This is a genomic window from Exiguobacterium sp. SH5S13, from assembly GCF_004337085.1.
Lineage (GTDB): Bacteria > Bacillota > Bacilli > Exiguobacteriales > Exiguobacteriaceae > Exiguobacterium > Exiguobacterium aurantiacum_A.
In genome coordinates, this window is record NZ_SJUS01000005.1 from 17,804 (window position 1) to 37,691 (window position 19,888).

At 50.1% G+C, this 19,888-nt stretch carries 22 protein-coding genes and 1 CRISPR repeat array (1 of these 23 only partly in view); of the genes, 9 read left to right on the forward strand and 13 right to left on the reverse strand.

The genetic code is table 11. The features are described from left to right. Window positions 1–96 precede the first annotated feature (96 nt). Window positions 97–2,451 carry a bifunctional diguanylate cyclase/phosphodiesterase gene (locus EVJ30_RS04415; RefSeq protein WP_236635544.1) on the forward strand — a complete coding sequence of 785 codons (2,355 nt, stop codon included), beginning with the start codon at window positions 97–99 and terminating at the stop codon, window positions 2,449–2,451. A gap of 153 nt (window positions 2,452–2,604) precedes the next feature. Beyond that, entirely contained in the window at window positions 2,605–2,940 is a 336-nt protein-coding gene (locus EVJ30_RS04420; RefSeq protein WP_131458901.1) for a hypothetical protein, read from the forward strand. Between the two features lie 15 nt (window positions 2,941–2,955). Here the strand turns inward: EVJ30_RS04420 and EVJ30_RS04425 are convergent, their stop codons facing one another. Genes EVJ30_RS04425 through EVJ30_RS04445 form a run of 5 tightly spaced genes read right to left on the reverse strand, consistent with a single transcriptional unit; the run spans window position 2,956 to window position 5,235 of the window. Next, window positions 2,956–3,426, reverse strand: coding sequence for a hypothetical protein (locus EVJ30_RS04425; protein ID WP_131458902.1), 471 nt, complete (start codon window positions 3,424–3,426; stop codon window positions 2,956–2,958). Beyond that, window positions 3,419–3,928, reverse strand: a complete 510-nt coding sequence (locus EVJ30_RS04430) for a hypothetical protein (protein WP_131458903.1) — start codon at window positions 3,926–3,928, stop codon at window positions 3,419–3,421. Before EVJ30_RS04430 ends, EVJ30_RS04425 begins: the two co-directional genes overlap by 8 nt. After that, complete coding sequence (locus tag EVJ30_RS04435; RefSeq protein WP_131458904.1) at window positions 3,928–4,371, reverse strand: hypothetical protein; 444 nt, start codon at window positions 4,369–4,371, stop codon at window positions 3,928–3,930. Before EVJ30_RS04435 ends, EVJ30_RS04430 begins: the two co-directional genes overlap by 1 nt. A 4-nt stretch (window positions 4,372–4,375) precedes the next feature. Further along, window positions 4,376–4,804 (reverse strand): hypothetical protein, encoded by a 429-nt coding sequence (locus EVJ30_RS04440; protein WP_131458905.1) that lies wholly within the window; start codon window positions 4,802–4,804, stop codon window positions 4,376–4,378. After that, window positions 4,804–5,235, reverse strand: a complete 432-nt coding sequence (locus tag EVJ30_RS04445) for a hypothetical protein (RefSeq protein WP_131468142.1) — start codon at window positions 5,233–5,235, stop codon at window positions 4,804–4,806. Before EVJ30_RS04445 ends, EVJ30_RS04440 begins: the two co-directional genes overlap by 1 nt. A 194-nt stretch (window positions 5,236–5,429) precedes the next feature. On the opposite strand from EVJ30_RS04445, the gene EVJ30_RS04450 reads away from it, so the two are divergent. From EVJ30_RS04450 to EVJ30_RS04475, 6 genes are all read left to right on the forward strand, one after another. Then, window positions 5,430–6,140: a GntR family transcriptional regulator gene (locus EVJ30_RS04450; protein WP_131458907.1), complete on the forward strand. Its 711-nt coding sequence runs from the start codon at window positions 5,430–5,432 to the stop codon at window positions 6,138–6,140. A 152-nt stretch (window positions 6,141–6,292) separates the two neighbouring features. Continuing rightward, window positions 6,293–6,640, forward strand: coding sequence for a PTS lactose/cellobiose transporter subunit IIA (locus tag EVJ30_RS04455; RefSeq protein WP_070329089.1), 348 nt, complete (start codon window positions 6,293–6,295; stop codon window positions 6,638–6,640). Then, window positions 6,637–6,945 carry a PTS sugar transporter subunit IIB gene (locus EVJ30_RS04460; protein WP_131458908.1) on the forward strand — a complete coding sequence of 103 codons (309 nt, stop codon included), beginning with the start codon at window positions 6,637–6,639 and terminating at the stop codon, window positions 6,943–6,945. Before EVJ30_RS04455 ends, EVJ30_RS04460 begins: the two co-directional genes overlap by 4 nt. Before the next feature lie 15 nt (window positions 6,946–6,960). After that, complete coding sequence (locus tag EVJ30_RS04465) at window positions 6,961–8,367, forward strand: glycoside hydrolase family 1 protein (RefSeq protein ID WP_131458909.1); 1,407 nt, start codon at window positions 6,961–6,963, stop codon at window positions 8,365–8,367. Window positions 8,368–8,379: 12 nt separating this feature from the next. After that, window positions 8,380–9,708 carry a PTS sugar transporter subunit IIC gene (locus EVJ30_RS04470; protein WP_131458910.1) on the forward strand — a complete coding sequence of 443 codons (1,329 nt, stop codon included), beginning with the start codon at window positions 8,380–8,382 and terminating at the stop codon, window positions 9,706–9,708. Between the two features lie 76 nt (window positions 9,709–9,784). After that, entirely contained in the window at window positions 9,785–9,967 is a 183-nt protein-coding gene (locus tag EVJ30_RS04475; RefSeq protein WP_131458933.1) for a hypothetical protein, read from the forward strand. A 79-nt stretch (window positions 9,968–10,046) separates the two neighbouring features. Here the strand turns inward: EVJ30_RS04475 and EVJ30_RS04480 are convergent, their stop codons facing one another. From EVJ30_RS04480 to EVJ30_RS04515, 8 genes are all read right to left on the reverse strand, one after another. Further along, entirely contained in the window at window positions 10,047–10,502 is a 456-nt protein-coding gene (locus tag EVJ30_RS04480) for a WapI family immunity protein (protein ID WP_131468144.1), read from the reverse strand. Next, a complete protein-coding gene (locus EVJ30_RS04485; RefSeq protein ID WP_131468146.1) occupies window positions 10,502–11,005 on the reverse strand; it encodes a hypothetical protein in 504 nt (167 codons plus the stop codon). Before EVJ30_RS04485 ends, EVJ30_RS04480 begins: the two co-directional genes overlap by 1 nt. A 98-nt stretch (window positions 11,006–11,103) precedes the next feature. Then, window positions 11,104–12,456, reverse strand: a complete 1,353-nt coding sequence (locus EVJ30_RS04490) for a GH1 family beta-glucosidase (RefSeq protein WP_131468148.1) — start codon at window positions 12,454–12,456, stop codon at window positions 11,104–11,106. A 24-nt stretch (window positions 12,457–12,480) separates the two neighbouring features. Then, window positions 12,481–13,407 (reverse strand): carbohydrate ABC transporter permease, encoded by a 927-nt coding sequence (locus tag EVJ30_RS04495; RefSeq protein ID WP_201739061.1) that lies wholly within the window; start codon window positions 13,405–13,407, stop codon window positions 12,481–12,483. Window positions 13,408–13,410: 3 nt separating this feature from the next. Continuing rightward, window positions 13,411–14,310 (reverse strand): carbohydrate ABC transporter permease, encoded by a 900-nt coding sequence (locus tag EVJ30_RS04500; protein WP_131458938.1) that lies wholly within the window; start codon window positions 14,308–14,310, stop codon window positions 13,411–13,413. A gap of 62 nt (window positions 14,311–14,372) precedes the next feature. Beyond that, window positions 14,373–15,686, reverse strand: a complete 1,314-nt coding sequence (locus tag EVJ30_RS04505) for an ABC transporter substrate-binding protein (RefSeq protein ID WP_236634147.1) — start codon at window positions 15,684–15,686, stop codon at window positions 14,373–14,375. 197 nt (window positions 15,687–15,883) lie between these two features. Beyond that, complete coding sequence (locus EVJ30_RS04510; RefSeq protein WP_131458942.1) at window positions 15,884–16,897, reverse strand: LacI family DNA-binding transcriptional regulator; 1,014 nt, start codon at window positions 16,895–16,897, stop codon at window positions 15,884–15,886. A 146-nt stretch (window positions 16,898–17,043) separates the two neighbouring features. Continuing rightward, window positions 17,044–17,916: a TetR/AcrR family transcriptional regulator gene (locus EVJ30_RS04515; protein ID WP_070329078.1), complete on the reverse strand. Its 873-nt coding sequence runs from the start codon at window positions 17,914–17,916 to the stop codon at window positions 17,044–17,046. Between the two features lie 154 nt (window positions 17,917–18,070). On the opposite strand from EVJ30_RS04515, the gene EVJ30_RS04520 reads away from it, so the two are divergent. Then, on the forward strand, window positions 18,071–19,570 hold the full coding sequence (locus tag EVJ30_RS04520) for a DHA2 family efflux MFS transporter permease subunit (RefSeq protein ID WP_131468150.1): 1,500 nt from the start codon (window positions 18,071–18,073) through the stop codon (window positions 19,568–19,570). Window positions 19,571–19,755: 185 nt separating this feature from the next. Beyond that, window positions 19,756–19,888: direct repeats of the CRISPR family, unit length 32 nt; unit sequence ATTTCAATCCACGCACTCACATGGAGTGCGAT (it continues 4,063 nt past the right edge of the window).

Here is a 19,888-nt window from a genome sequence, read left to right on the forward strand (position 1 = left end):
ATATTTTTACCATACGAAGCAAAATGATAGGTCGGCTACTATTTGCCGAGGTATAATCAGAATTACAACAAAATCACATTTACTAGCGAGGTACACATGGAACCAGTAGTCGAACACTCGATGAGTCACAATTACTTTCTCGTGATTCTTTCTTATATTATCGCCGCCGTTTCCGCTTATGCTGCCATCGAACTGGCACGCCGCGTGAATGCGACGAATCGCTCCACCCAAAATATGTGGATTTTGGCGGGCGGTGCCACCCTCGGACTCGGGATTTGGTCGATGCACTTCATCGCCATGCTCGCTCACGAGGCGTTGCGCCCCGTCACATATTCGATCCCTCTCGTTTTACTGTCCGTCATCATTGCGATGGCCGGCTGTATCTTTGGCTTCTTGATTGTCTCGCGCCGTAAGACTCATCCTGCTTTGATCGGTGCAGGACTGTTGATGGGAATCAGCATCGCCAGCATGCATTACGTCGGTATGGACGCGATTCAAGGCGTCGCGATTTCGTATGATCCATGGTTGGCCATGTTGTCGATCATCATCGCCATCGCCGCCTCACTTATCGCCTTATGGATCGGCTTCTACTCGAAGTACGCCAAACAAAAGATTGACCTCGAGTTAAAAGTGTTCTTTTCACTGCTCATGGGCATCGCGATTTTCGGGATGCATTTCGTCGGCATGGCCGCGTCATCGTTCGCGTTCATCGAAGCGAACGGTCCGTTCGCCAATGCCGTCGAACCGTCGCTCCTCGCCTGGCTCGTCACGGCGATCACGGTCATCTTGTTTGTCATCTTCTTCTTGTCGCTCACGCTCGATCATCATCTAAAAAAACGAGAACTCATCCAAGCGACGATTCTCGATTCGACGACGGATGCGGTCGTCACGACGACGAAAGATGGTGTGATCCAGTACGCCAACACCGCGTTTTATCGTTTGTTTGATCAGACGGACGATACTTTTTTCCAAGACTATCATTCGTCCTTGACGATCAATCAACCGTTCTATGACCCGAGACGGGTCGAGATCGACGATAAGACGATTGAAGTGACGAGCTATCCGCTCAAAGGTGAAACGATGGACCAAGTGCTCTGGTTTTTACGGGACGTCTCGGAGGCGATCGCCTCACAACGTCTCGTCGAACATATGGCGTATCACGATACGCTCACTGATCTGCCGAACCGCCACAAGCTCGAACGCATCCTTGCGGAACATATTCAAATCGAGGACCCAGTCGCTTGTCTTTACATCGACATCGACCGCTGGCGTTTCTTGAGCGATATGCTCGGACATCACGGCACGGACGAATTGACGATGCAAATCGCCGAACGTCTTCGCGTCACGATCCATCCAGATGACATTTTGACACGAGTCGGTGCTTCGGAATTCATTATCTTACTGTTCGATAAGCGCAGCACACTCGCCAAACAAAAAGCGGAGAAGTGTATTAAAGCGATCTCGCAGCCGTTCGATATCGACGGGACGACCGTCGAGCTCACGATGAGCGCCGGCGTCAGTCATTATCCGAAAGACACGACGTCCGCGGACGAGCTCGTCCAATACGCGCGACTCACCGTCCACGAATCAAAACGGATCGGGAAAAACCAAATTAAAGAGTTTGAAGACGAATCGAAACATCAAATTTTACGCACGGTCGAGATCGAGAAAGCGCTCATTCACGCACTCGATCGTCACGAGTTCACGCTCGTCTATCAACCGAAAGTATCGCTCACGAAAAATCGACTCGAAGGCGTCGAAGCGCTCTTGCGTTGGAATCATTTCGAACTCGGCGATGTCACACCGACCGAATTCATCCCGATCGCAGAAAACACCGGACTGATCCATCAGATCGGCAACTGGGTCATGCGCGAGTCGTGTCTCGCTTGGGTACGGTGGAACAAGTCCGGCGTCAAGCCGTTCACGCTCTCGGTCAACGTGTCACCGCTCCAGTTCGCGCGTGAAGACTTCGTCGAGACGCTCCAAACCATCTTACAAGAGACCGGCATGGACCCGATGTTCCTCGAGCTCGAAGTGACGGAATCATCGATGTTGTCGTACGAGGCGTCGACACGCGAGAAGCTCGCCCAACTTCATCAGTACGGGATTTTGATCTCGCTCGATGATTTCGGGACTGGTTACTCGTCGTTCCGCCAACTGCGCGAACTTCCGGTCCAAGTGCTCAAGATCGACCGCTCGTTCATCGTCAACTTGTTCACAGACCGCAACCAAGAAGCGATCGTCCGCTCGATGATCCAACTCGGCCATAACCTCGGCATGAAAGTGTTGATGGAAGGCGTCGAAACGTCTGACCAACTCGAATGGTTGCTCAATGAGCAGTGCGACTACGTCCAAGGCTTTTACTTCAGTCGTCCGCTTCGCGAGAAAGACGTCGTGAAGCACGTCAAATCGGTCACGACCTATATCGAGTTCGGGAAGACCCGGGCTTAACGAGACTGCAGTTCGCTGCAGTCTTTTCGTATGCAAAAAATCTCCTATGCCAGGGGGACATTCGTGCCCGAACCGCAAGCGTTTTTGAGACTTGTTCGTTTGCTGCGGTTCGTGCATGATAATAGTATATAGAGATGAAACGGAGGAACGGATATGAGCGGGCTCTTTCTCGTCATCGGCATCACCTTATCGATTCTCTCGAAATGGCTGCAGTTTAACGGACAGAACGCGCGCGGGGATATGCTCGTATTTCCGGCTGCGTTCTTTCTCGGCTTGGCGCTGTTGTTCAGCTTGCCGTTCTTTAAAGAGTGGTGGGAGGAACCATCAAAGCGACCGAAAGCGCTCCGCTTCGCCGGACTCGTCGCCGCTGGTCTGCTATCGTTCCAGTTGTTCGCCTGGATCGTTTTCGGCCAAGGCGAATGGCTCGGTGCACTGTTCTTAATCCCCTTCCTCGGCTGCCTTTACTTCATCATCCGTACGTTCAAATGAAAACGGGGAAAGCGCTCATGCGCTCCCCCATTTTCGTTCTTCTCGCAATTCGGCTTCGGTGACATAGTTGTTGTCGAGAGTGACCATGTGGCGTTCATACAAACGTTGTTCGACGATGGCAATCAAATACGCCACCAAACCAATCAACGCAAACGTTTGGAGCGAAATCAAATCCGTCAGCAGCGCATATACCCATACCAAAATGAGCGGTAGGAAGATGAGCCCGAACAATGAATTGAAGTGAATGAGCCGCCTCGCTTCCCGCGACTGTAAATACTGTTTCTTGATGTTCTCACGACGCCACATTTTCCGGAAGTCCGGCAGACTCGCTACCGCACCGAGAAACATAACCATCACCGGCGAGAGCCAGCCACATTCTAGCGAGAAAAACATGAGCCCAGCGAACACCGCTGAGATGAACGCGACCGTGGAATGCTTTGCCTCATCGAACGCCGTCAATTCACGCATCTGGCTCCGCTTATCCATATCGTTCTTCCTTTTCAATTTCCCGCGCTTCTTTAATTGCTTTGATATCTTGATCCGTCAAATAGTTCCCATCATGTTTTTGAATGATACGGTCGAGCCATTTCCCAAAGAACGTCGCGCCCCAGAAAAAGGCTTGTGATAAAAGAAATGCTTGGAACGATTGCGGCTGCGACGTTTGATTGAACACAACGATCCCGTAGTAGCCGAGAGCGACAAGTCCCAGTAAATAAGCGGTATGCCGCAGCATCAACAGCTTTCGCGCCTTCTCATTTTTCACGAAGCGGCGCCACATCCGAAAACGCATCACCTCTGTCGTGACGACGAGACTAAATATAGAGAACATGAATATCAGGAAAAATGAATCCGGCATCTCCCAATACGACGCGTAAATCAGCATGCCGATAATTGCTGACACACCGATTATGCCGACGCCCCAGCTTGTCCATTTATCCATTCGCAACACTGTATCGATCTGTTGTTTCGTTTGCGGTGATAGTTCCATTATGGTTTCATCCTTTCAATCACTTGGTCGTATGTCGGCATGTCAGGGTCAACCGCTTTCAGTTTGTTTCTAATCAATCGGTCTCGATAAGAATCGGTAAAACGCATCATAGCAAATAAAGCCCCAATCAAAAATCCGATTGAGTGATTGAGAACCAGCGCCGTCATTGAAGTCGAAAGCAATAGTGCATCCAACCAAGTCATTGCATATTGTATGCGAAGCAATTTGAGGGTTTGAAAAGTTTCTGCAAAATGACGCATGATGCGATATTCTTTATTCCCCATGATGATGAGAAAAATTGCGAGTAACCACATCAAGGGAATGAGCCAGATCTGTTCAAAGAAAAGCGCGAATAGAAAGGTGGCCATATAAACAATCCATATCGGGACACCATACCTTCGAATATTGACGACTCTCTTAACATCGTGTCGCACCTGGTCCATTTCCTCACCTCCCTATTTCTTTATATGTAGAACGCCATACATCTTCCTGCTTCATCCGCTTATCGATTCTCATCGTCATCCATCCGGCTAACACAATCACGAGTAAACCGACTGTATAGAAAACTTTCGCCCCCAACAATTCATTGCCGTTCAATGCGATAAAGAAGGCAACCGTATTCAACATGTCACTCCCCAACTGTTGGCGATAGCGATGCGTCAATTTCGGATTCAACCGTTGTCGCATCTGATAGCGACGTATATACATCACATTGACGGGAACGAGCACGAGTGCCATGTAGACGATGCCCCAAAACAGACTGTCCGTCCACCAAACGATTGGAAGAATGACGACTAGAAACATCCCTACAATCCCATACATGAGTTGTTGGAACGAACAAACCCACGTCCGTTCCTGTTCTAATCGATTTGACATCATGTCACTTCCTCCGCTTCAAGCGAGCGTAATATCGGATCATGTTGATTCAAACGGCGTGACACCGTTTCTGTCAACGTCCCCCAAATGAACACCCCGAACGCCCAATACAGGTCGTCTTGATTGAAGACCAACAGGCCACTCACTAAAATGAGTAAACCGATCGAGCTCACGATATCGTACACGAGATGTCGTCTTAACACCTTCCGCGTAGCGAAATCGACTAAACGCGCACGTCTCATCTGGTATTTCTGCACGTCTAACATGAGCATTCTGACCCCAACGACAGTGAGAGGAATGATGAGCCACAGTTGCTTCCCGAAGAAGGATAAGACGATGGCCAATACAACGACGCTTAAAAAGATGTATCCGACCCGTGTCTGTTGCTTCTTCCAAGCCGTCTCTTGTTCAATTCGTGTCGGTTGATCCATGACTTCCCCTCCCTACTATTCTCTTACTGTATACGGAAATGAAACGATGAGGTTTCAAGTTATCCAAATATTCCCTCCATAATCATTCGACGTTTTTCAACAATTGGCGAATGATTTACGACCGTTACCAATTATTTCTGCTATAATGATAGCGTATTCATTCCTACAAATTGATGTGAAAGGTGCAAACAGTCATGGCTCCAAAGTATAAGCAAGTGGCTGAACAGATTGAGACGGATATCGTCAATCACGTCTATCAGCATACGAACAAACTCCTCACGGAAGACGAATATGCGACGAAATACGCCGTCAGCCGCAACACGGTCCGGAAAGCGATCGAGATTCTCGTCAACAAAGGCTACGCATATCAAGTCCAAGGGAGCGGCGTCTTCGTCCGTGACCATTACGACAGCGATTATGTGAACCTCGAAAAACTCCAAGGTCTCACGAGCGACTTCAGTGGACGAAAAGTCGAGACACATGTCCTCGCTTTTGAGGAGACGACGGCAAACGAGAAAGTCGCGGAACGGATGAAGTGTCCGGTCGGGACGCCTGTCTATTACGTCAAGCGGCTGCGTCTCGTCGACGACCACCCGTTCTCGCTCGAAGATTCGTACTTCCGCAAAAACCTCGTTGTCTATCTCGATCGAAACATCACCGAGAAGTCGATCTATAACTACTTCCGTAACGACCAAAAGCTCGCCATCGGTTTTGCCGACCGCGTCATTTACGCCGATTTCTTGAATGCCGATGATGCCGCCTTACTCGGGTTGAACGAAAACGATCCAGCCCTTCTCGTCGACAACACCGTCTATTTAACGAACGGTCAAATCTTCGACGTATCGCGCTCGACACATCATTTCCGCCATGTTAAGATGCTGAAAGTCTCTAACATCAAGTCTTAAACGCACTCGAGAGGTTGATCTCGCGTGCGTTTTTTTCGTTCACATTTTATTCAAAAAGAAAGGGTTTACATGTAAGCGGTGTCGTGCTAGTATCAAACTATAGAATTTGTACCTATGAATCTTAGTTATCCATACAAAAAAGGAGAGATATTATGGTTTCTGAAACAATCGAAATTACACCCGAAGACATCTTCGGTTTAATCGCCCTCTCAGGTGACGCGAAAGCAAGTTACCACCACGCAATGCTCCTCATGCAAGAAGGCAAGCCAGAGGAAGCAGCTGAAGCGGTGACAGCCGGTGACGCGACGTTGAAAGAAGCACACGCTATCCAAACAAAATTCGTCACGCTCGAAGCACAAGGGAAAACGGCGACAGTCGGCGTCCTCATGGTGCACGCGCAAGACCATTTGATGAACACGATCCTCGTAAAAGAGATGCTCGGCTACATGATGAACATGCAAAACGAAATCAACCAATTGAAAGGAATGGATCAAAAATGATGAAAATCGGACTCTTCTGCGCAGCAGGTATGTCAACAAGTATGTTAGTAGAAAAAATGAAAGCGGTTGCCGCTGAACGTGGCCTCGAGGCAGAAATCGCAGCCTACCCAGAATCAGAAATGGAAACGTATGTGAACGACCTCGACGTCGCTCTTCTCGGACCACAAGTGAAGTACTTGCTTTCAAAAGGCAAACTGATCTGTGAGCCAAAAGGCGTTCCAATCGACGTCATCAACACAGTCGACTACGGCATGATGAACGGAACGAAAGTATTAGACCACGCACTTAAGCTTGTAAATAAATAAACTGAGGTGACTACTTTGAAAATGCCTAAAACTTTCTTGTTCGGCGCTGCTTCGGCTTCTTACCAAGTCGAAGGCGCATGGAACGAGGACGGGAAAGGCGTCTCGAACTGGGACGTCTTCTCGAAAATTCCTGGAAAGACATTTGAAAACACGAATGGCGACGTCGCTGTCGACCATTACCACCGTTATAAAGAAGACATCGCGCTTATGGCCGAAATGGGACTCGAATCATATCGCTTCTCAATCTCATGGCCACGTATCTTCCCGAACGGTTCTGGCGAAGTCAACGAGAAGGGCCTCGAGTTTTACAACAACTTGATCGACGAGTGCTTGAAGCACAACATCGTACCGTTCGTGACGCTCTACCACTGGGACCTTCCACAGGCACTTGAAGAAAAAGGCGGTTGGCGCAGCCAAGAGACAGTTGACGCATTCGTTCGTTTCGCCGATACTTGTTTCCAATCGTTCGGCGACCGTGTCCGTCACTGGATCACGTTCAATGAAGCGGTCATCTTCTGCTCGCTCGGCTACTTGTCAGGAGCACACCCACCAGGTATCGAAGGTGACGTCAAAGCGTACTTCCAAACGACACATAACGTCTTTGTCGCTCACGCCCGTTCAATCGAGCTCTTCAAAGAAGCCGGTTACGAAGGTGAGATCGGCATCACACACGTGTTCAGCCCATCGTTCAGCATCGACAACGACCCGGACAACAAGTTCGCCGAGATGCATGCGAACGAATATGCGACACACTGGTTCTATGACCCGATCTTGAAAGGGACTTACCCTGAGTACGTGGTCAAAGGACTTAAAGAGAAAGGCCTGCTCCCTGACTGGACGGAAGAAGAACTCGACCTGCTCAAACGCACGGCTCCGATGAACGACTTCATCGGTCTCAACTACTACTGCCCGCAACGCGTCATGAAAAATGACACAGCGCTCGTCATGGCCGGTGGCCGTGAGAACTCGACGGGCCGCCCAGGTAACCCATCGTTCGACGGCGTCTACAAGACAGTCGAGATGGAAGACAAGGTTTACACGAAGTGGGGCTGGGAAATCGCGCCAGACGCGTTCCTCGAAGGGCTCCGCATGCTCAAAGCTCGTTACGGCGACGTCAAGATCTACATTACAGAGAACGGTCTCGGTGATGTTGACCCAATCGTCGGCGAAGAAATTATGGATACACCGCGGATCGAGTACATCGAAAGCCACTTGCGTGCCGTGAAACATGCCGTTCAAGAAGGCATCAACGTTTCAGGTTACTACGCTTGGTCGGTCATCGACCTCCTCAGCTGGCTCAACGGATATAAGAAGCAATATGGCTTCATCTATGTTGACCACGCTAACGGTCTCGCCCGCAAGAAGAAACAGTCGTTCCATTGGTACAAAGAGATCATCGCCACGCGCGCTGAAGACCTATAAGGAGGTTTCCCCATGAGCCGCTTAGAAAGAGTATTTGAAAAGTTCACTCCAGGTTTCGTTCGTTTTGCGAACGCAAAGCCCGTCCTTGCAATTAAGGACGGGTTCATCCTGACAATGCCGATGACGATCATCGGTTCACTGTTCCTGCTTATCTTGGCACTACCGATTCCAGGTTGGGCCGAGTTCATGTCAGGATTATTCGGAGCCGATTGGACGCTCCCACTCACGCAAGTCGTCGGTGCGACGTTTGACATCCTCGCTTTAATCGGGGTATTCGGAATCGCCTACTCGTACGTCAAAAACGAAAAGATTGAAGGCGTACCAGCTGGTATCCTCGGAATCATCTCGTTCTTGATCATCACACAAGCTTCTGTCCTCTCTGAATCAGGAGAAGCAGTCAACGGAGTCATCCCGAAAGTATGGACAGGTGGACAAGGTGTCCTCGCTGCCATCGTCGTCGGTTTAGTCGTCGGATTCATTTATTCGCAATTCATCAAACGCGGGATCAGCATTAAAATGCCTGACGGTGTCCCACCTGGTGTTTCGAACTCATTCTCGGCACTCGTTCCTGGTCTTGCGATCATCGCACTTGCTGCTGTGACATTCGCTGTCTTCCAAGCAGTTGCAGAGCGTACGTTCACAGAAGTCGTCTATGACGTGCTTCAATCACCACTTCAAAACTTGACAGACACGCTCGCAGGAGCCGTCATCATCATGGTTCTCATGTCAGTCATGTGGTGGTGTGGAATTCACGGTGCCGCAATCATCATGGGTATCATGGGGCCACTCCTTACAGCAAACGCGCTTCAAAACCAAGCACTCATCGATGCGGGTGAAACACTCGTTGCCGGTGAGAACGCGAAAATCGTTACAATCCAGTTCCTCGACGTCTTCACGAAGCTCGGTGGTTCAGGAATCACGATCGGATTCATCATCGCCACACTTATCGTCGCCCGTTCGGCTCACTTGAAACAGCTCGGTAAGCTCTCGCTTGCACCAAGTTTGTTCAACATCAACGAGCCGGTCATCTTCGGGATGCCGATCGTGTTCAACCCGATCATGTTCGTACCGTTCGTTATCGTACCTGCAATCGCATCGTTCATGGTGTACTTCTCAATCCTTTGGGGCTGGGTCGATCCGTTCAACGCACTTCAAGTGCCATGGACGACACCACCGATCATCTCTGGTTTCTTAATCGGCGGATGGCGTGCAGCGCTCTTGCAGATCGTCACGATCGCAATGGCAGTAGCCGTCTACCTCCCGTTCGTCCGCATGCAAGACCGCGTCTCGTACGGTGAAGAGTTGAAAGCACAAGAAGAAGCAGAAAAAGCGTCAGCCTAAGTAAAAAACGACAGCCCTTCTCAGCGATGAGAAGGGCTGTTATATTTAGGGAAACAAATAAGGAAGTTGAGATAATATGAAAAACTACACACCCAGTTTTATGATATTGTCGAGCGCAGCCCTCGCCTTCGGACTTGGATTCAAGTCTATCTTCCCTTATGCGATGCTGATCGGCGCTGGCCTACATACGATTTTCCTACTGTGCGCTGCCTATTCGTTAGGCAAGTATCGGGCCAACACATCACAACTCGATTCGTAACGCCATGACACTTACTGTCACGGCGTTTTTTTATCACGTCACTGTTCTGTTGGCCGTGGCTTTCCTGACGTATAATTACTTATTCCGTCACCATGCGAACCGGGAACTGATCCGCGATGTCCCGTAAGCCTTTTAGAAAGCGCTCAACGTTCAACACGGACGTCTCAAACTCGAACCTCAACTCTTCCGTATCGTCCCCGAGCGGATGCTCCAGATGGCCTCGTACGCCCACCTCGTCTCCGTCGCCATCTCTTCTCGTCAACGTCAAACTGACGAACGGTTCCGTCGGCTCGAACTCGACTTCCTGCACGTCACCCGCTACGAACGACTCAAATACTGGTATGTAGTGCGCGACGAGCAAACTATCAAGCATGATGTCATCGAACGTGATGCGGTGGTCCGGTGCGTGAAACCCGATCCAATTGCGGTGCCACGCCGCGTCATGGACGTTGTCGGCGTCAGGATAAGCGTACGCGTAGCTCTCAATCGTCACATCAATCGTTTCGTCGCGCGACATCAGTTTTGTGATCGCCATTACTTTTCTTCCTTCCGCAACGAATAGCCGTCAATCTCTAAGAGGCGCATCCGCTTCTGGTCGATTGCCGCATGGACGATGACGATCACCCCAGGATTGAGTTCCATCATCTTTTTGATTTTCGTCAAATCGTCCCCTTTGATTTCGACCGGTAAGACGAACTCGCCTTCCTTCAAATGAATGAACTTGATTTTGCCTTTGTCGTCGTAGCCTGTCACTTCGTACGTCGCATATTCGCGTTTCATCAACATTTCCCCCTCTTTTGAGTCGAGCTCGATCCCCATCTCGCGAATCGCTCGTTCCCGCTTGATGCGGTCATCGCGCCGAAACACGCCTTTGATTCCGAAGACGAGCAAAAAACAAGATAAGAAGACAACGGCAACGTCCCGATACACCACACCGTACAACATCCCAAAGATGAACCCGTTGAGCGTCCACATGAAAAGCGCTGTCGTCCAACGGTCTTCGGCGCGTTCTTCGTCTGTTCGATAGTCCAACGCCATCGTCGCTCCTCCTCCCTACTTCATACGTTCCCCCCTTGAATAAGTTCCACACAAAAACAGCCAATCCCCGTAGCGGCAGGGACTGGCTGTTTTGTTGGTTACGCTTCGACGCTGTCGGCGTGACCTGCTTTATGCTGTTCGATGACACCGGCGTACCATTTCGCACTATCTTTCCAGACGCGCTCTTGCGTCTCGAAGTCGATGTAGAGAATGCCGAAACGCTTCTCGTAACCGAAACTCCATTCGAAGTTGTCCATGAGCGACCAGAGGTAATATCCGGCGATGTTCATGCCTTCGTCGTTCAAGTCAGATACGGCTGTGAGGTGCTTTTTGACGTAGTCGATGCGTTTATCGTCATGGACTTCGCCGTTCTCAAGCACGTCGTCATACGCTGCGCCGTTTTCTGTGATGATGATTGGAAGATCTGTGTACTCGTTACGTAAGCGACGGATCAGGTCTTTGAATTCGTTCGGGGCGATATCCCAGCCCATGCCCGTCTTGTCGTAATCGGAGTAAGCGGCGACTGTCATGAAGTCGTTCGCTGCGCTGAACTCGACGAGTCCGCGACTGTAGAAGTTGATGCCAAAGAAATCGCACTCTGTCGAGATTGTCTCCATGTCACCTGGTTTGATGAAGTCGTACGAGTGAACGTATTTCGAGAACAAGTTCATCATGTCGACCGGATACTGGCCTTTGAAGACCGGATCGAGGAACCAACGATTCGAGTACCCGTCCGAGTTGTTCTGAGCGAGTTTGTCGTTCGCCGAGTCCGTCTTCGCGTACACCGGTGATAAGTTGAGCGTGATGCCGATCGGTGTCGTCGACTTCATGTCGTTCTTGAGCAATTCAACTGCTTTACCGTGTGACAGCAACATGTGGTGCACGGCGCGGACCGCTTCGTTCATGTCACGATGTCCCGGTGCGTGAACACCGGCATGGTAGCCGAGGAAGCCGGCACACCATGGTTCGTTGTGCGTGATCCATGAGTCGACGATGCCGTCGAGCTCATCGAAACACACTTTCGCGTACTCGAGGAACCAGTCGACCGAGTCGCGGTTCACCCAGCCGCCTGCTTCATGGGCCCACATCGGGAGGTCCCAATGGTAGAGCGTGACAGCCGGCTTGATGCCTTCTTCACGGAGACGCGTCGCAAGCGTCTTGTAGAATTCCATACCGGCCGGGTTGAACTCACCTTTGGCCGGGAAGATGCGTGGCCAGGCGATCGAGAAGCGATATGTGTCAACGCCGAGCTTTTTGATGTGCTGAATGTCTTCTTCATAACGGTGGTAGTGGTCGCAAGCGACGTCACCGTTATGCTTTTCGAACACACGTCCGTCGATGTCACAGAACATGTCCCAGATCGACGGCGTACGCCCGTCTTCGTTGTGGGCGCCTTCGATTTGATAAGACGAAGTTGCCGTTCCGAAGACGAAGTCTTTGTTAAACTGCATAGTCAATTCCTCTTTTCTGTCTAGTTATTCTTTGACCGCACCAGCCGAGATACTGCTGACGATGTATTTCGACAAGAACAAGAAGGCGATCATGATCGGCACGACTGAAATCGCGATACCGAGGTAAAGGGCGCCGAGGTTTTCGGCGACTTGCGAACCTTTCAAGAAGCCCATGAGTACCGGCAACGTGTACTTCTCTGGTGAGAACAAGAGCACGAGCGGCATCAAGTAGTTGTTCCACGAGCCGATGAACGTGAAGATCGACATCGTCGCAACAGCTGGCATCATCATCGGAAGCGCGATCGTATGGAAGATGCGAAGCTCACTCGCTCCATCGATCCGCGCTGCTTCGATCATACTGACGTGCAGCGTCGCTTGCGTGTACTGGCGGATGAAGAAGACGACGAACGGACTCGCGATCGACGGGATGATGAGCGGGATGAACGAATCGAGAATCCCGAGCGTCTTGCTGATCTCGTAGAAACCGATGAGTCCGAGTTGTCCCGGGACCATCATCATGACGAGCATGAAGATGAAGAGTACGTTTTTCCCTTTGAAGTCGTAGAATGCAAATCCGAACGCAGTCATGGCTGAGAAGTAACCCGAGAGTAACGTCACGAGTACCGCAACAATCAAACTGTTTTTAAACCCGGTCCAAATGTTGATGTAGTCGCTCAAGATCGCATAGTTATCGAGTAGTGATGTCCCTGGGATGAGCGAGAAACCGGTCATGATTTCTCCGTTCGTCCGTGTCGCGTTGACGAGCATCATGAGGAACGGGATGAAACAGATAATCGTCAAGATGACCAAGCCTGTATAGATCAAGCCACGGCTAAACCGTTTCTTTTTGTCCTTGTTTTTTGGCGGCTCCACGCGGAGAGGTTTCTCCTCGCGCGGCGGCTGTACTTCGCTGTCGGCGAGCATACGCCGTGATTCTGCATTTTGTTCCATTGGTTATGCTCCCTTCTGCGCAGCGCGCTCTTTACGGAACATGCCTTTGAAGACGACCGCCGAGAAGACGAGCGTGATCAAGAACAAGCCGTAAGCAACCGCTGATGCATAGCCGTAGTTGTTATACTTGAATGCTTGGTTGTACAAGTAAAGCACCATCGTGTTCAGTGATCCATCTGGCGCACCGACTCCATCCGTCAACAAGAGCGGAAGGTCGAACAGTTGCAGGCCACCGATGAGCGATGTGATCATGATATACAAGAGAATCGGTTTAAGCAGTGGCACCGTGACGTTCGTGAACATCTGCCAACGGTTCGCGCCATCGATATGAGCAGCTTCGAAGAAATCTTGCGAGATCCCCGATACACCGGCCATGACGATGATGAACGAGTGACCGAACCACATCCATGTCAAAATGAGTGAGACGGACAGTTGTGCCGTCACCGGTTGCGATAACCAATTGATTGGGTCTGAGATGATGCCGAGTTTCAAGAGCATCATGTTGAGTGATCCGTGCTGCCAGTCAAGCAAGATTCCAAACAAGAGTGCGACCGAACTGATCGTGATCAAGTTAGGAAGATAGAAGAATGAACGGAAGAACGCGAGGCCCTTCAATTTCAAACGAAGATCTGAGAACAAGAGCGCGAGAGCCAGTGCGAGACCGATTTGCAAGGCAAAGTTTATTCCCCAAATCTTAATCGTATTGACGAACGCCTCGATGAAGTATGTGTCTGTCAACAAACGCGCGTAGTTCGCGAAACCGACGACCTCTTCACCCGGGCTGCCGGTATAGTTGGTGAAACTGTAGTACAGGGTCAAGAAGACCGGGTAGATACTGAATGTCAAAAAGACGACCCAAAATGGGGCAATAAAGGCATAGCCGTAACGGTCTAGTTTTTTCACGTCGTGTTACTCCTTCCATAGCAACCCTTAAGGGGGGAAATCCCCCCACGGGTTAGCTTGCTTCAGTCAACTGTAATGTCTGGGTAAGCGTTCTTCGCTTGTTTTTTGAACTCTGCGATTGCTTCGTCTTTCGACTTCTTGCCTTCAACGTATTGGAGGACAGACGCGCCGTAGAGTGTGTCGAGCTGCTGGTCGTATTTCGTTACGATCCCTGGTGTGATTTTATCAGCTTGGTCGAGGAAGAACTCATAGTTGTTCTGTCCGCCGAGGAACTCGTCGCTGAAATCGTCTTTGATCTTATCTGTGACCGGTTTGTAAGAAAGAACGTCACCAGTCTCTTCAGCCCAACCTGTCAAGAACTCTTCGTCTTGCGTCATGAGTTTAACGAAGTCGTATGCTGCTTCTTTGTTTTTCGATCCTTCGTAAACTCCGAGCCATGTGCCGCCCCAGAAGTACGGGCTTGGACCGTTCGTGACTGCCCAGTCACCAGCTGTATCTTTCGCGCTGTCTTTCAAGACGCTGTGGAGACCCCATGTTGGGAGGACGTACGAGAAGACTTGTGTTTCGACTTCTTTGCCGCCTTCTTTAACTTTGATCGGTTTAGACATACCTTCGAACCAAGATGGTGACCATTCTGGAGCGAGTGCCGTGTATTGTTTCTCACGAAGCTCTTTCGCGTAGTCCATGTAGTCGATCTTGTCTTGTGTCAAGACGAGTTCGTTCTTGTCGTTTACCCATGCTTCAGGGTTTGCGCCTTGTGAGAACCAACGGATTGCGCCTTCATCTGGGAACATACGATAGCCTTTTTGTTTCATCTTCTCAGCAACTTCGAAGACGCCGTCCATCGAGCTCATCATGTTTCCGATTTCAGTCGGATCATCCGTGCCGAGCACTTCTTTCGCTAGGCTACGTTTGTAGTAGACACCACCTGGAGTCGTTTGCCATGAAAGGGCGCGCACGTTGCCTTCTTGATCTTTCCCGAGGTCAAAGACGTATGGGATGTAGTCGTCCGCGATTTCATTGACGTTGTATGGCTCGTCTGAAAGGTTTTCCCAGTATCCTGCGTCAACCCATTGCTTAAGGAACGCGATTTCCCCAGTGAATACGTCCGGTGCCCCAACGCCGCTTTCAAGTGCTGGCTTGAGTTTTGTCGGATAGTCAGCGATTGGAACGATTGTCAATTCTACTTTGACGCCGTTGCGCTCTTCGTACGTTTTGATTGGTTCTTTGAGCTCATCTGTGAACGACCAAACTTTTAGAACGTCGTCTTTAGAAGCTGTTTCAGAACCTGAAGTTTCTTCGTCGTTTGAGCACGCGCCCAAGACGCCGACTGATAGTGCTCCGATTGAAAGTAAGCTGACTAATTTTTTACGCATGTGTGAACCCATCCTTTTAATGTTTTTTAGAAAGCGTTTGCAAGAAGAGGTAATAATTTGTCGAAAGCGCTTTCGGTAATGTCGAAATAAAATATCGAAAGCGATTTCGATTTTTTGAGAATGACTTTCGAAATCGCGCTCTTCCCTCTATCCGGTTAAAGGGGAGAGAGCGACTTCGAAATATCATCGGGACTACTCTACTTTTTGACCGGTGCGCATGACAAGCGTTCGATCAATTTGACCGGAATGACGCGACGTTCTGTGAGTCGTTCTTTAGCGGTCATCTGTTCAATCAACAACTCGGCCGCTGCTTCGCCGATCTCGTCCGTATCTTGACGAATCGTCGTCAGCTTCGGCGTGATGTACTTGATCATGTCGATGTCATCGTAACCGATGATCGAGATGTCTTCCGGTACCCGGAGACCGTGCTCATGGACGGCTTCAATCGCACCAATCGCCATCTGGTCACCCGCGACGAATACTGCGGTCGGAGGGGTTTCGAGCTGGAGAAGCTTCTCCATCGCTTGTTTACCTTCTTCGACTGAAAAGAATCCGGCGTTGATCAAATAACCTGGTTCAATTGGAAGATCGAGTGCCTGCATGGCGAGCTCGTACCCTTTGATTCGGGTCGCACCGGCGTCAATCGTTCTGTCACCGGCGATATGTGCGATCTTGCGATGACCGAGCTCGTACAAGTGGTTCACGGCTAGACGTGCACCCGCGATATTGTCCGAATAGACGACGCTACAATCCGCGCTGTCCATATCGACGACGACGATCGGGATGTCGCTTTGCATGAGTTCTTGAACTTGCTCATCCATCCGGTCCGAGCAGATGACGACGATGCCGTCAACGGCGCGGTGTTTGAAGTGTTCGAGATAACTCATGTCACGGTTGCGGAGGTTCCTTGAGGCAAACATCAAATCGTAGCCTTGTTCCTCTGTCGCGTGACGGAAACTCTCAATGATTCCGTTGAAGAACGGGTGTTTCATCCCGACTTCGTTCGCTTCCGAGAACATGACTCCGATCGCCCACGACTTCTTCGTCGATAACGACTGGGCGTGCGCGTTCGGCAGATAGTCCATCTCGGCGGCAGCTTTTAAAATTTTGGCTCTCGTCTTTTCGTTTACGTCCTTGTAGTTGTTCAACGCTTTAGAGACGGTCGTGATCGAAAAGCCGGTTTTCTTTGCTAAATCATAGATCGTACCCATGTCAGTCTCCTCTTCCCGAAAGCGCTTTCGGTAACTTGATTGTAGCGCATGAATTTGTAGGAATCAATTCTTTTTCGTGGAATATTTTGAGATTTATTTTTGTGACGTCTTTCTTCTATATAACAGCAACAAGAAAGTTTTTGTCGTCAATGTGTCCGTGTATACAACCAGACAAGATTCGTAAATTTTTGTACCTCGGTCTCGCCGGTCACACCTTTGAACAAACGTTGGAACGGCTTGAGCAATTGCTCGATGACAATTTTCCGAAGCCGCTCTTGATGCAGTTCATACGTGATCGCCTCAAATAAATCCCCTTGTTCTTCCGTCATCAGCACATGCTTTTGGATCCGCTCTGCCATTTTGAGCAACTCTTCTTTCGTGACCAAGTTTTTATCCGTCGTCCCCCGCATTTGATCGACCGTGACCGGGTTCAAAATATGTTCGCCCGTCTCGACCATCCGTGCCGCCATCAGCTCGACGTACGCATACAGGTTGCGAACGAGCTGTTGGATCGAGTAGGCCGTGTTGGTGATGCGAAGTGTGAATAGCACGTGTTGCAACATCCCGTTGAATAGAATCGTCAATTCGATCGAATACGGACGAATCGCTTCGCCGATAATTTCCGTCAGGCGCATGGCGAGCCACTCGATCTCATAGACGCGGTGCTGCAAGACGAGTTTTTTCAGTTCGGGTTCGTTTGCCGACATGATCGACTCGAACAAGGCGTACAGATTACGTTCCTCATTTAACTGAATGAGAATCGAGATCTGCTCAATGAATACGTCTTTATCGCGCTTGTCCCGTCCCATCTGCATCTCGATGCGACGCTGGCCGGCGTCATAGCGCAAGTTCTCAAGGATGTTGGCGACACAGTCCGTTTTCGAGGCGAAGTAGTTGTAGAAAGTCCCTTTCGAGATGTTGGCTCGCTCGATGATTTCTTGGACCGACGTCTGCTGTACCCCATTCTCGATGAACAACGTCATGGCGACGTCCGCGACTTTTCGTTTCTTATCTTTCATATACTGATTACTCCGTTCTGTTTGATTTGTATCCTAAGTATAGCATTTTAAACTCACGGTACAAAATTGTTGATTTATTTGTACAAAGGGTATAAAATCATGTCATTGAAACTTACTAGTATATAACTATTTATAAAATAAAGGAGCAGTCCAGATGAAACCAGAATTCCAAAAGAAACCGCCGTATCTCATGCTCGCGGTCTTGTTCGTCGGGGCATTCATCGCCTTCTTGAACAACTCATTACTTAACGTCGCGCTCCCATCGATCATGGTCGATTTGGACATCGCCGACTACTCGACCGTCCAATGGCTCGCGACCGGCTTCATGCTCGTGACAGGTGTCCTCGTCCCGGCATCGGCCTACTTGATCACCCGCTTTTCGAACCGGGCGCTCTTCATCACCTCGATGGCAATCTTCACTCTCGGGACGGCGATTGCCGCCTTCTCCCCAACGTTCGGCTGGTTGCTCTCAGGCCGGATGATCCAAGCGGTCGGGGCTTCGACGATGGGACCACTGCTCATGAACGTCATGCTCGTCAGCTTCCCGCGTGAGAAGCGCGGAACGGCGATGGGGATTTTCGGGCTCGTCATGATCACGGCACCAGCGATTGGTCCGACACTGTCGGGCTATATCGTCGAGTATTATAACTGGCGTGTCTTGTTTGAGATGATTCTTCCACTCGCCATCATAGGACTTGGACTCGCGATTTGGAAAGCCGAGAACGTCATGGTGCAAAACAAAGACCAATCGCTCGACTACTTGTCGCTCGTCTTATCGACGCTCGGCTTCGGCGGAATTTTATACGGCGTCAGTTCGGCCAGTTCGGACGGTTGGGATAACCCGATCGTCTTGACGACGATGATCGTCGGCCTCGTCGCACTTATCGCGTTCGTCGTCCGCCAGCTCAACATGGAAAAACCGCTCCTCGACTTACGGGCGTATAAATATCCGATGTTCGCCCTCGCGTCGGTCATCGCGATGGTTAACGCGGTCGCCATGTTCTCAGGCATGATCTTGACGCCGGCCTACGTTCAAAGCGTCCGCGGCATCTCACCGCTCGACTCAGGACTGATGCTGTTGCCAGGTGCCATCATCATGGGGATCATGTCACCAATCACGGGGAAACTGTTCGATAAATTTGGGCCGAAGCTCCTCTCGATCACCGGTCTCACGATCACGGCGATCTCGACGTATATGCTCGCCAACGTCCAGCTCGACTCGACGTATACGTATATCGTGACGACGTACACACTTCGTATGTTCGGGATGTCGATGGTGATGATGCCTATTTTAACAAACGGTCTCAACCAATTGCCGACGAGCCTTAACCCACACGGTACGGCCATCAACAACACGGCACAACAAGTGTCCGGTGCGATTGGAACGGCTATTTTGGTGACAATTATGAACTCAGTGACGCGGACTGAAGCCGAGTCACTCATGACCGGCGTCGACCCGTCGACACTCACTGAGAGCGGGATGGGCGCGTTAACGCAACAAGCGCTACTGTCAGGGATTCAAGTGTCGTTCTACGTCGCATTAGGGATGAACATCCTAGCGCTCATCTTGGCGTTCTTTGTGAAACGGGTTGATGTTCGAAACCTTGATTTCAAACAAGAAGATATAAACAAAGAATTGAAACGCGCAAACTAAACAAACATGAAATTAATTTACAGGCAAATGGACGAATCTCTGAGGAGGTTCGTCCATTTGCCTGTAAAAACGATGTAAGTCACTTAGAAATGTCAATGCTTATGATACTGATTATGCCTTTTCAATCCACGCACCTACACGAGGTGCGACCTTATCCTCGCGTTCTTCGTGAAACGGGTCGATGTATTTCAATCCACGCACTCACGTAGAGTGCGATCTCGGAATCAGGACGTGCCTTATAGACATAGCGATTTCAATCCACGCACTCACATGGAGTGCGATGCCGCTCGACCGACTGCCGAAGATGCTGACCGAGAT

What these genes read in the sequence shown, in the direction of transcription:
- EVJ30_RS04415 (WP_236635544.1), top strand. Translation starts at nt 97, where the DNA reads ATGGAACCAGTAGTCGAACACTCGATGAGTCACAATTACTTTCTCGTG.
- EVJ30_RS04420 (WP_131458901.1), top strand. Translation starts at nt 2,605, where the DNA reads ATGAGCGGGCTCTTTCTCGTCATCGGCATCACCTTATCGATTCTCTCG.
- EVJ30_RS04425 (WP_131458902.1), bottom strand. Translation starts at nt 3,426, where the DNA reads ATGGATAAGCGGAGCCAGATGCGTGAATTGACGGCGTTCGATGAGGCA.
- EVJ30_RS04430 (WP_131458903.1), bottom strand. Translation starts at nt 3,928, where the DNA reads ATGGAACTATCACCGCAAACGAAACAACAGATCGATACAGTGTTGCGA.
- EVJ30_RS04435 (WP_131458904.1), bottom strand. Translation starts at nt 4,371, where the DNA reads ATGGACCAGGTGCGACACGATGTTAAGAGAGTCGTCAATATTCGAAGG.
- EVJ30_RS04440 (WP_131458905.1), bottom strand. Translation starts at nt 4,804, where the DNA reads ATGTCAAATCGATTAGAACAGGAACGGACGTGGGTTTGTTCGTTCCAA.
- EVJ30_RS04445 (WP_131468142.1), bottom strand. Translation starts at nt 5,235, where the DNA reads ATGGATCAACCGACACGAATTGAACAAGAGACGGCTTGGAAGAAGCAA.
- EVJ30_RS04450 (WP_131458907.1), top strand. Translation starts at nt 5,430, where the DNA reads ATGGCTCCAAAGTATAAGCAAGTGGCTGAACAGATTGAGACGGATATC.
- EVJ30_RS04455 (WP_070329089.1), top strand. Translation starts at nt 6,293, where the DNA reads ATGGTTTCTGAAACAATCGAAATTACACCCGAAGACATCTTCGGTTTA.
- EVJ30_RS04460 (WP_131458908.1), top strand. Translation starts at nt 6,637, where the DNA reads ATGATGAAAATCGGACTCTTCTGCGCAGCAGGTATGTCAACAAGTATG.
- EVJ30_RS04470 (WP_131458910.1), top strand. Translation starts at nt 8,380, where the DNA reads ATGAGCCGCTTAGAAAGAGTATTTGAAAAGTTCACTCCAGGTTTCGTT.
- EVJ30_RS04475 (WP_131458933.1), top strand. Translation starts at nt 9,785, where the DNA reads ATGAAAAACTACACACCCAGTTTTATGATATTGTCGAGCGCAGCCCTC.
- EVJ30_RS04480 (WP_131468144.1), bottom strand. Translation starts at nt 10,502, where the DNA reads ATGGCGATCACAAAACTGATGTCGCGCGACGAAACGATTGATGTGACG.
- EVJ30_RS04485 (WP_131468146.1), bottom strand. Translation starts at nt 11,005, where the DNA reads ATGGCGTTGGACTATCGAACAGACGAAGAACGCGCCGAAGACCGTTGG.
- EVJ30_RS04490 (WP_131468148.1), bottom strand. Translation starts at nt 12,456, where the DNA reads ATGCAGTTTAACAAAGACTTCGTCTTCGGAACGGCAACTTCGTCTTAT.
- EVJ30_RS04495 (WP_201739061.1), bottom strand. Translation starts at nt 13,407, where the DNA reads ATGGAACAAAATGCAGAATCACGGCGTATGCTCGCCGACAGCGAAGTA.
- EVJ30_RS04505 (WP_236634147.1), bottom strand. Translation starts at nt 15,686, where the DNA reads ATGCGTAAAAAATTAGTCAGCTTACTTTCAATCGGAGCACTATCAGTC.
- EVJ30_RS04510 (WP_131458942.1), bottom strand. Translation starts at nt 16,897, where the DNA reads ATGGGTACGATCTATGATTTAGCAAAGAAAACCGGCTTTTCGATCACG.
- EVJ30_RS04515 (WP_070329078.1), bottom strand. Translation starts at nt 17,916, where the DNA reads ATGAAAGATAAGAAACGAAAAGTCGCGGACGTCGCCATGACGTTGTTC.
- EVJ30_RS04520 (WP_131468150.1), top strand. Translation starts at nt 18,071, where the DNA reads ATGAAACCAGAATTCCAAAAGAAACCGCCGTATCTCATGCTCGCGGTC.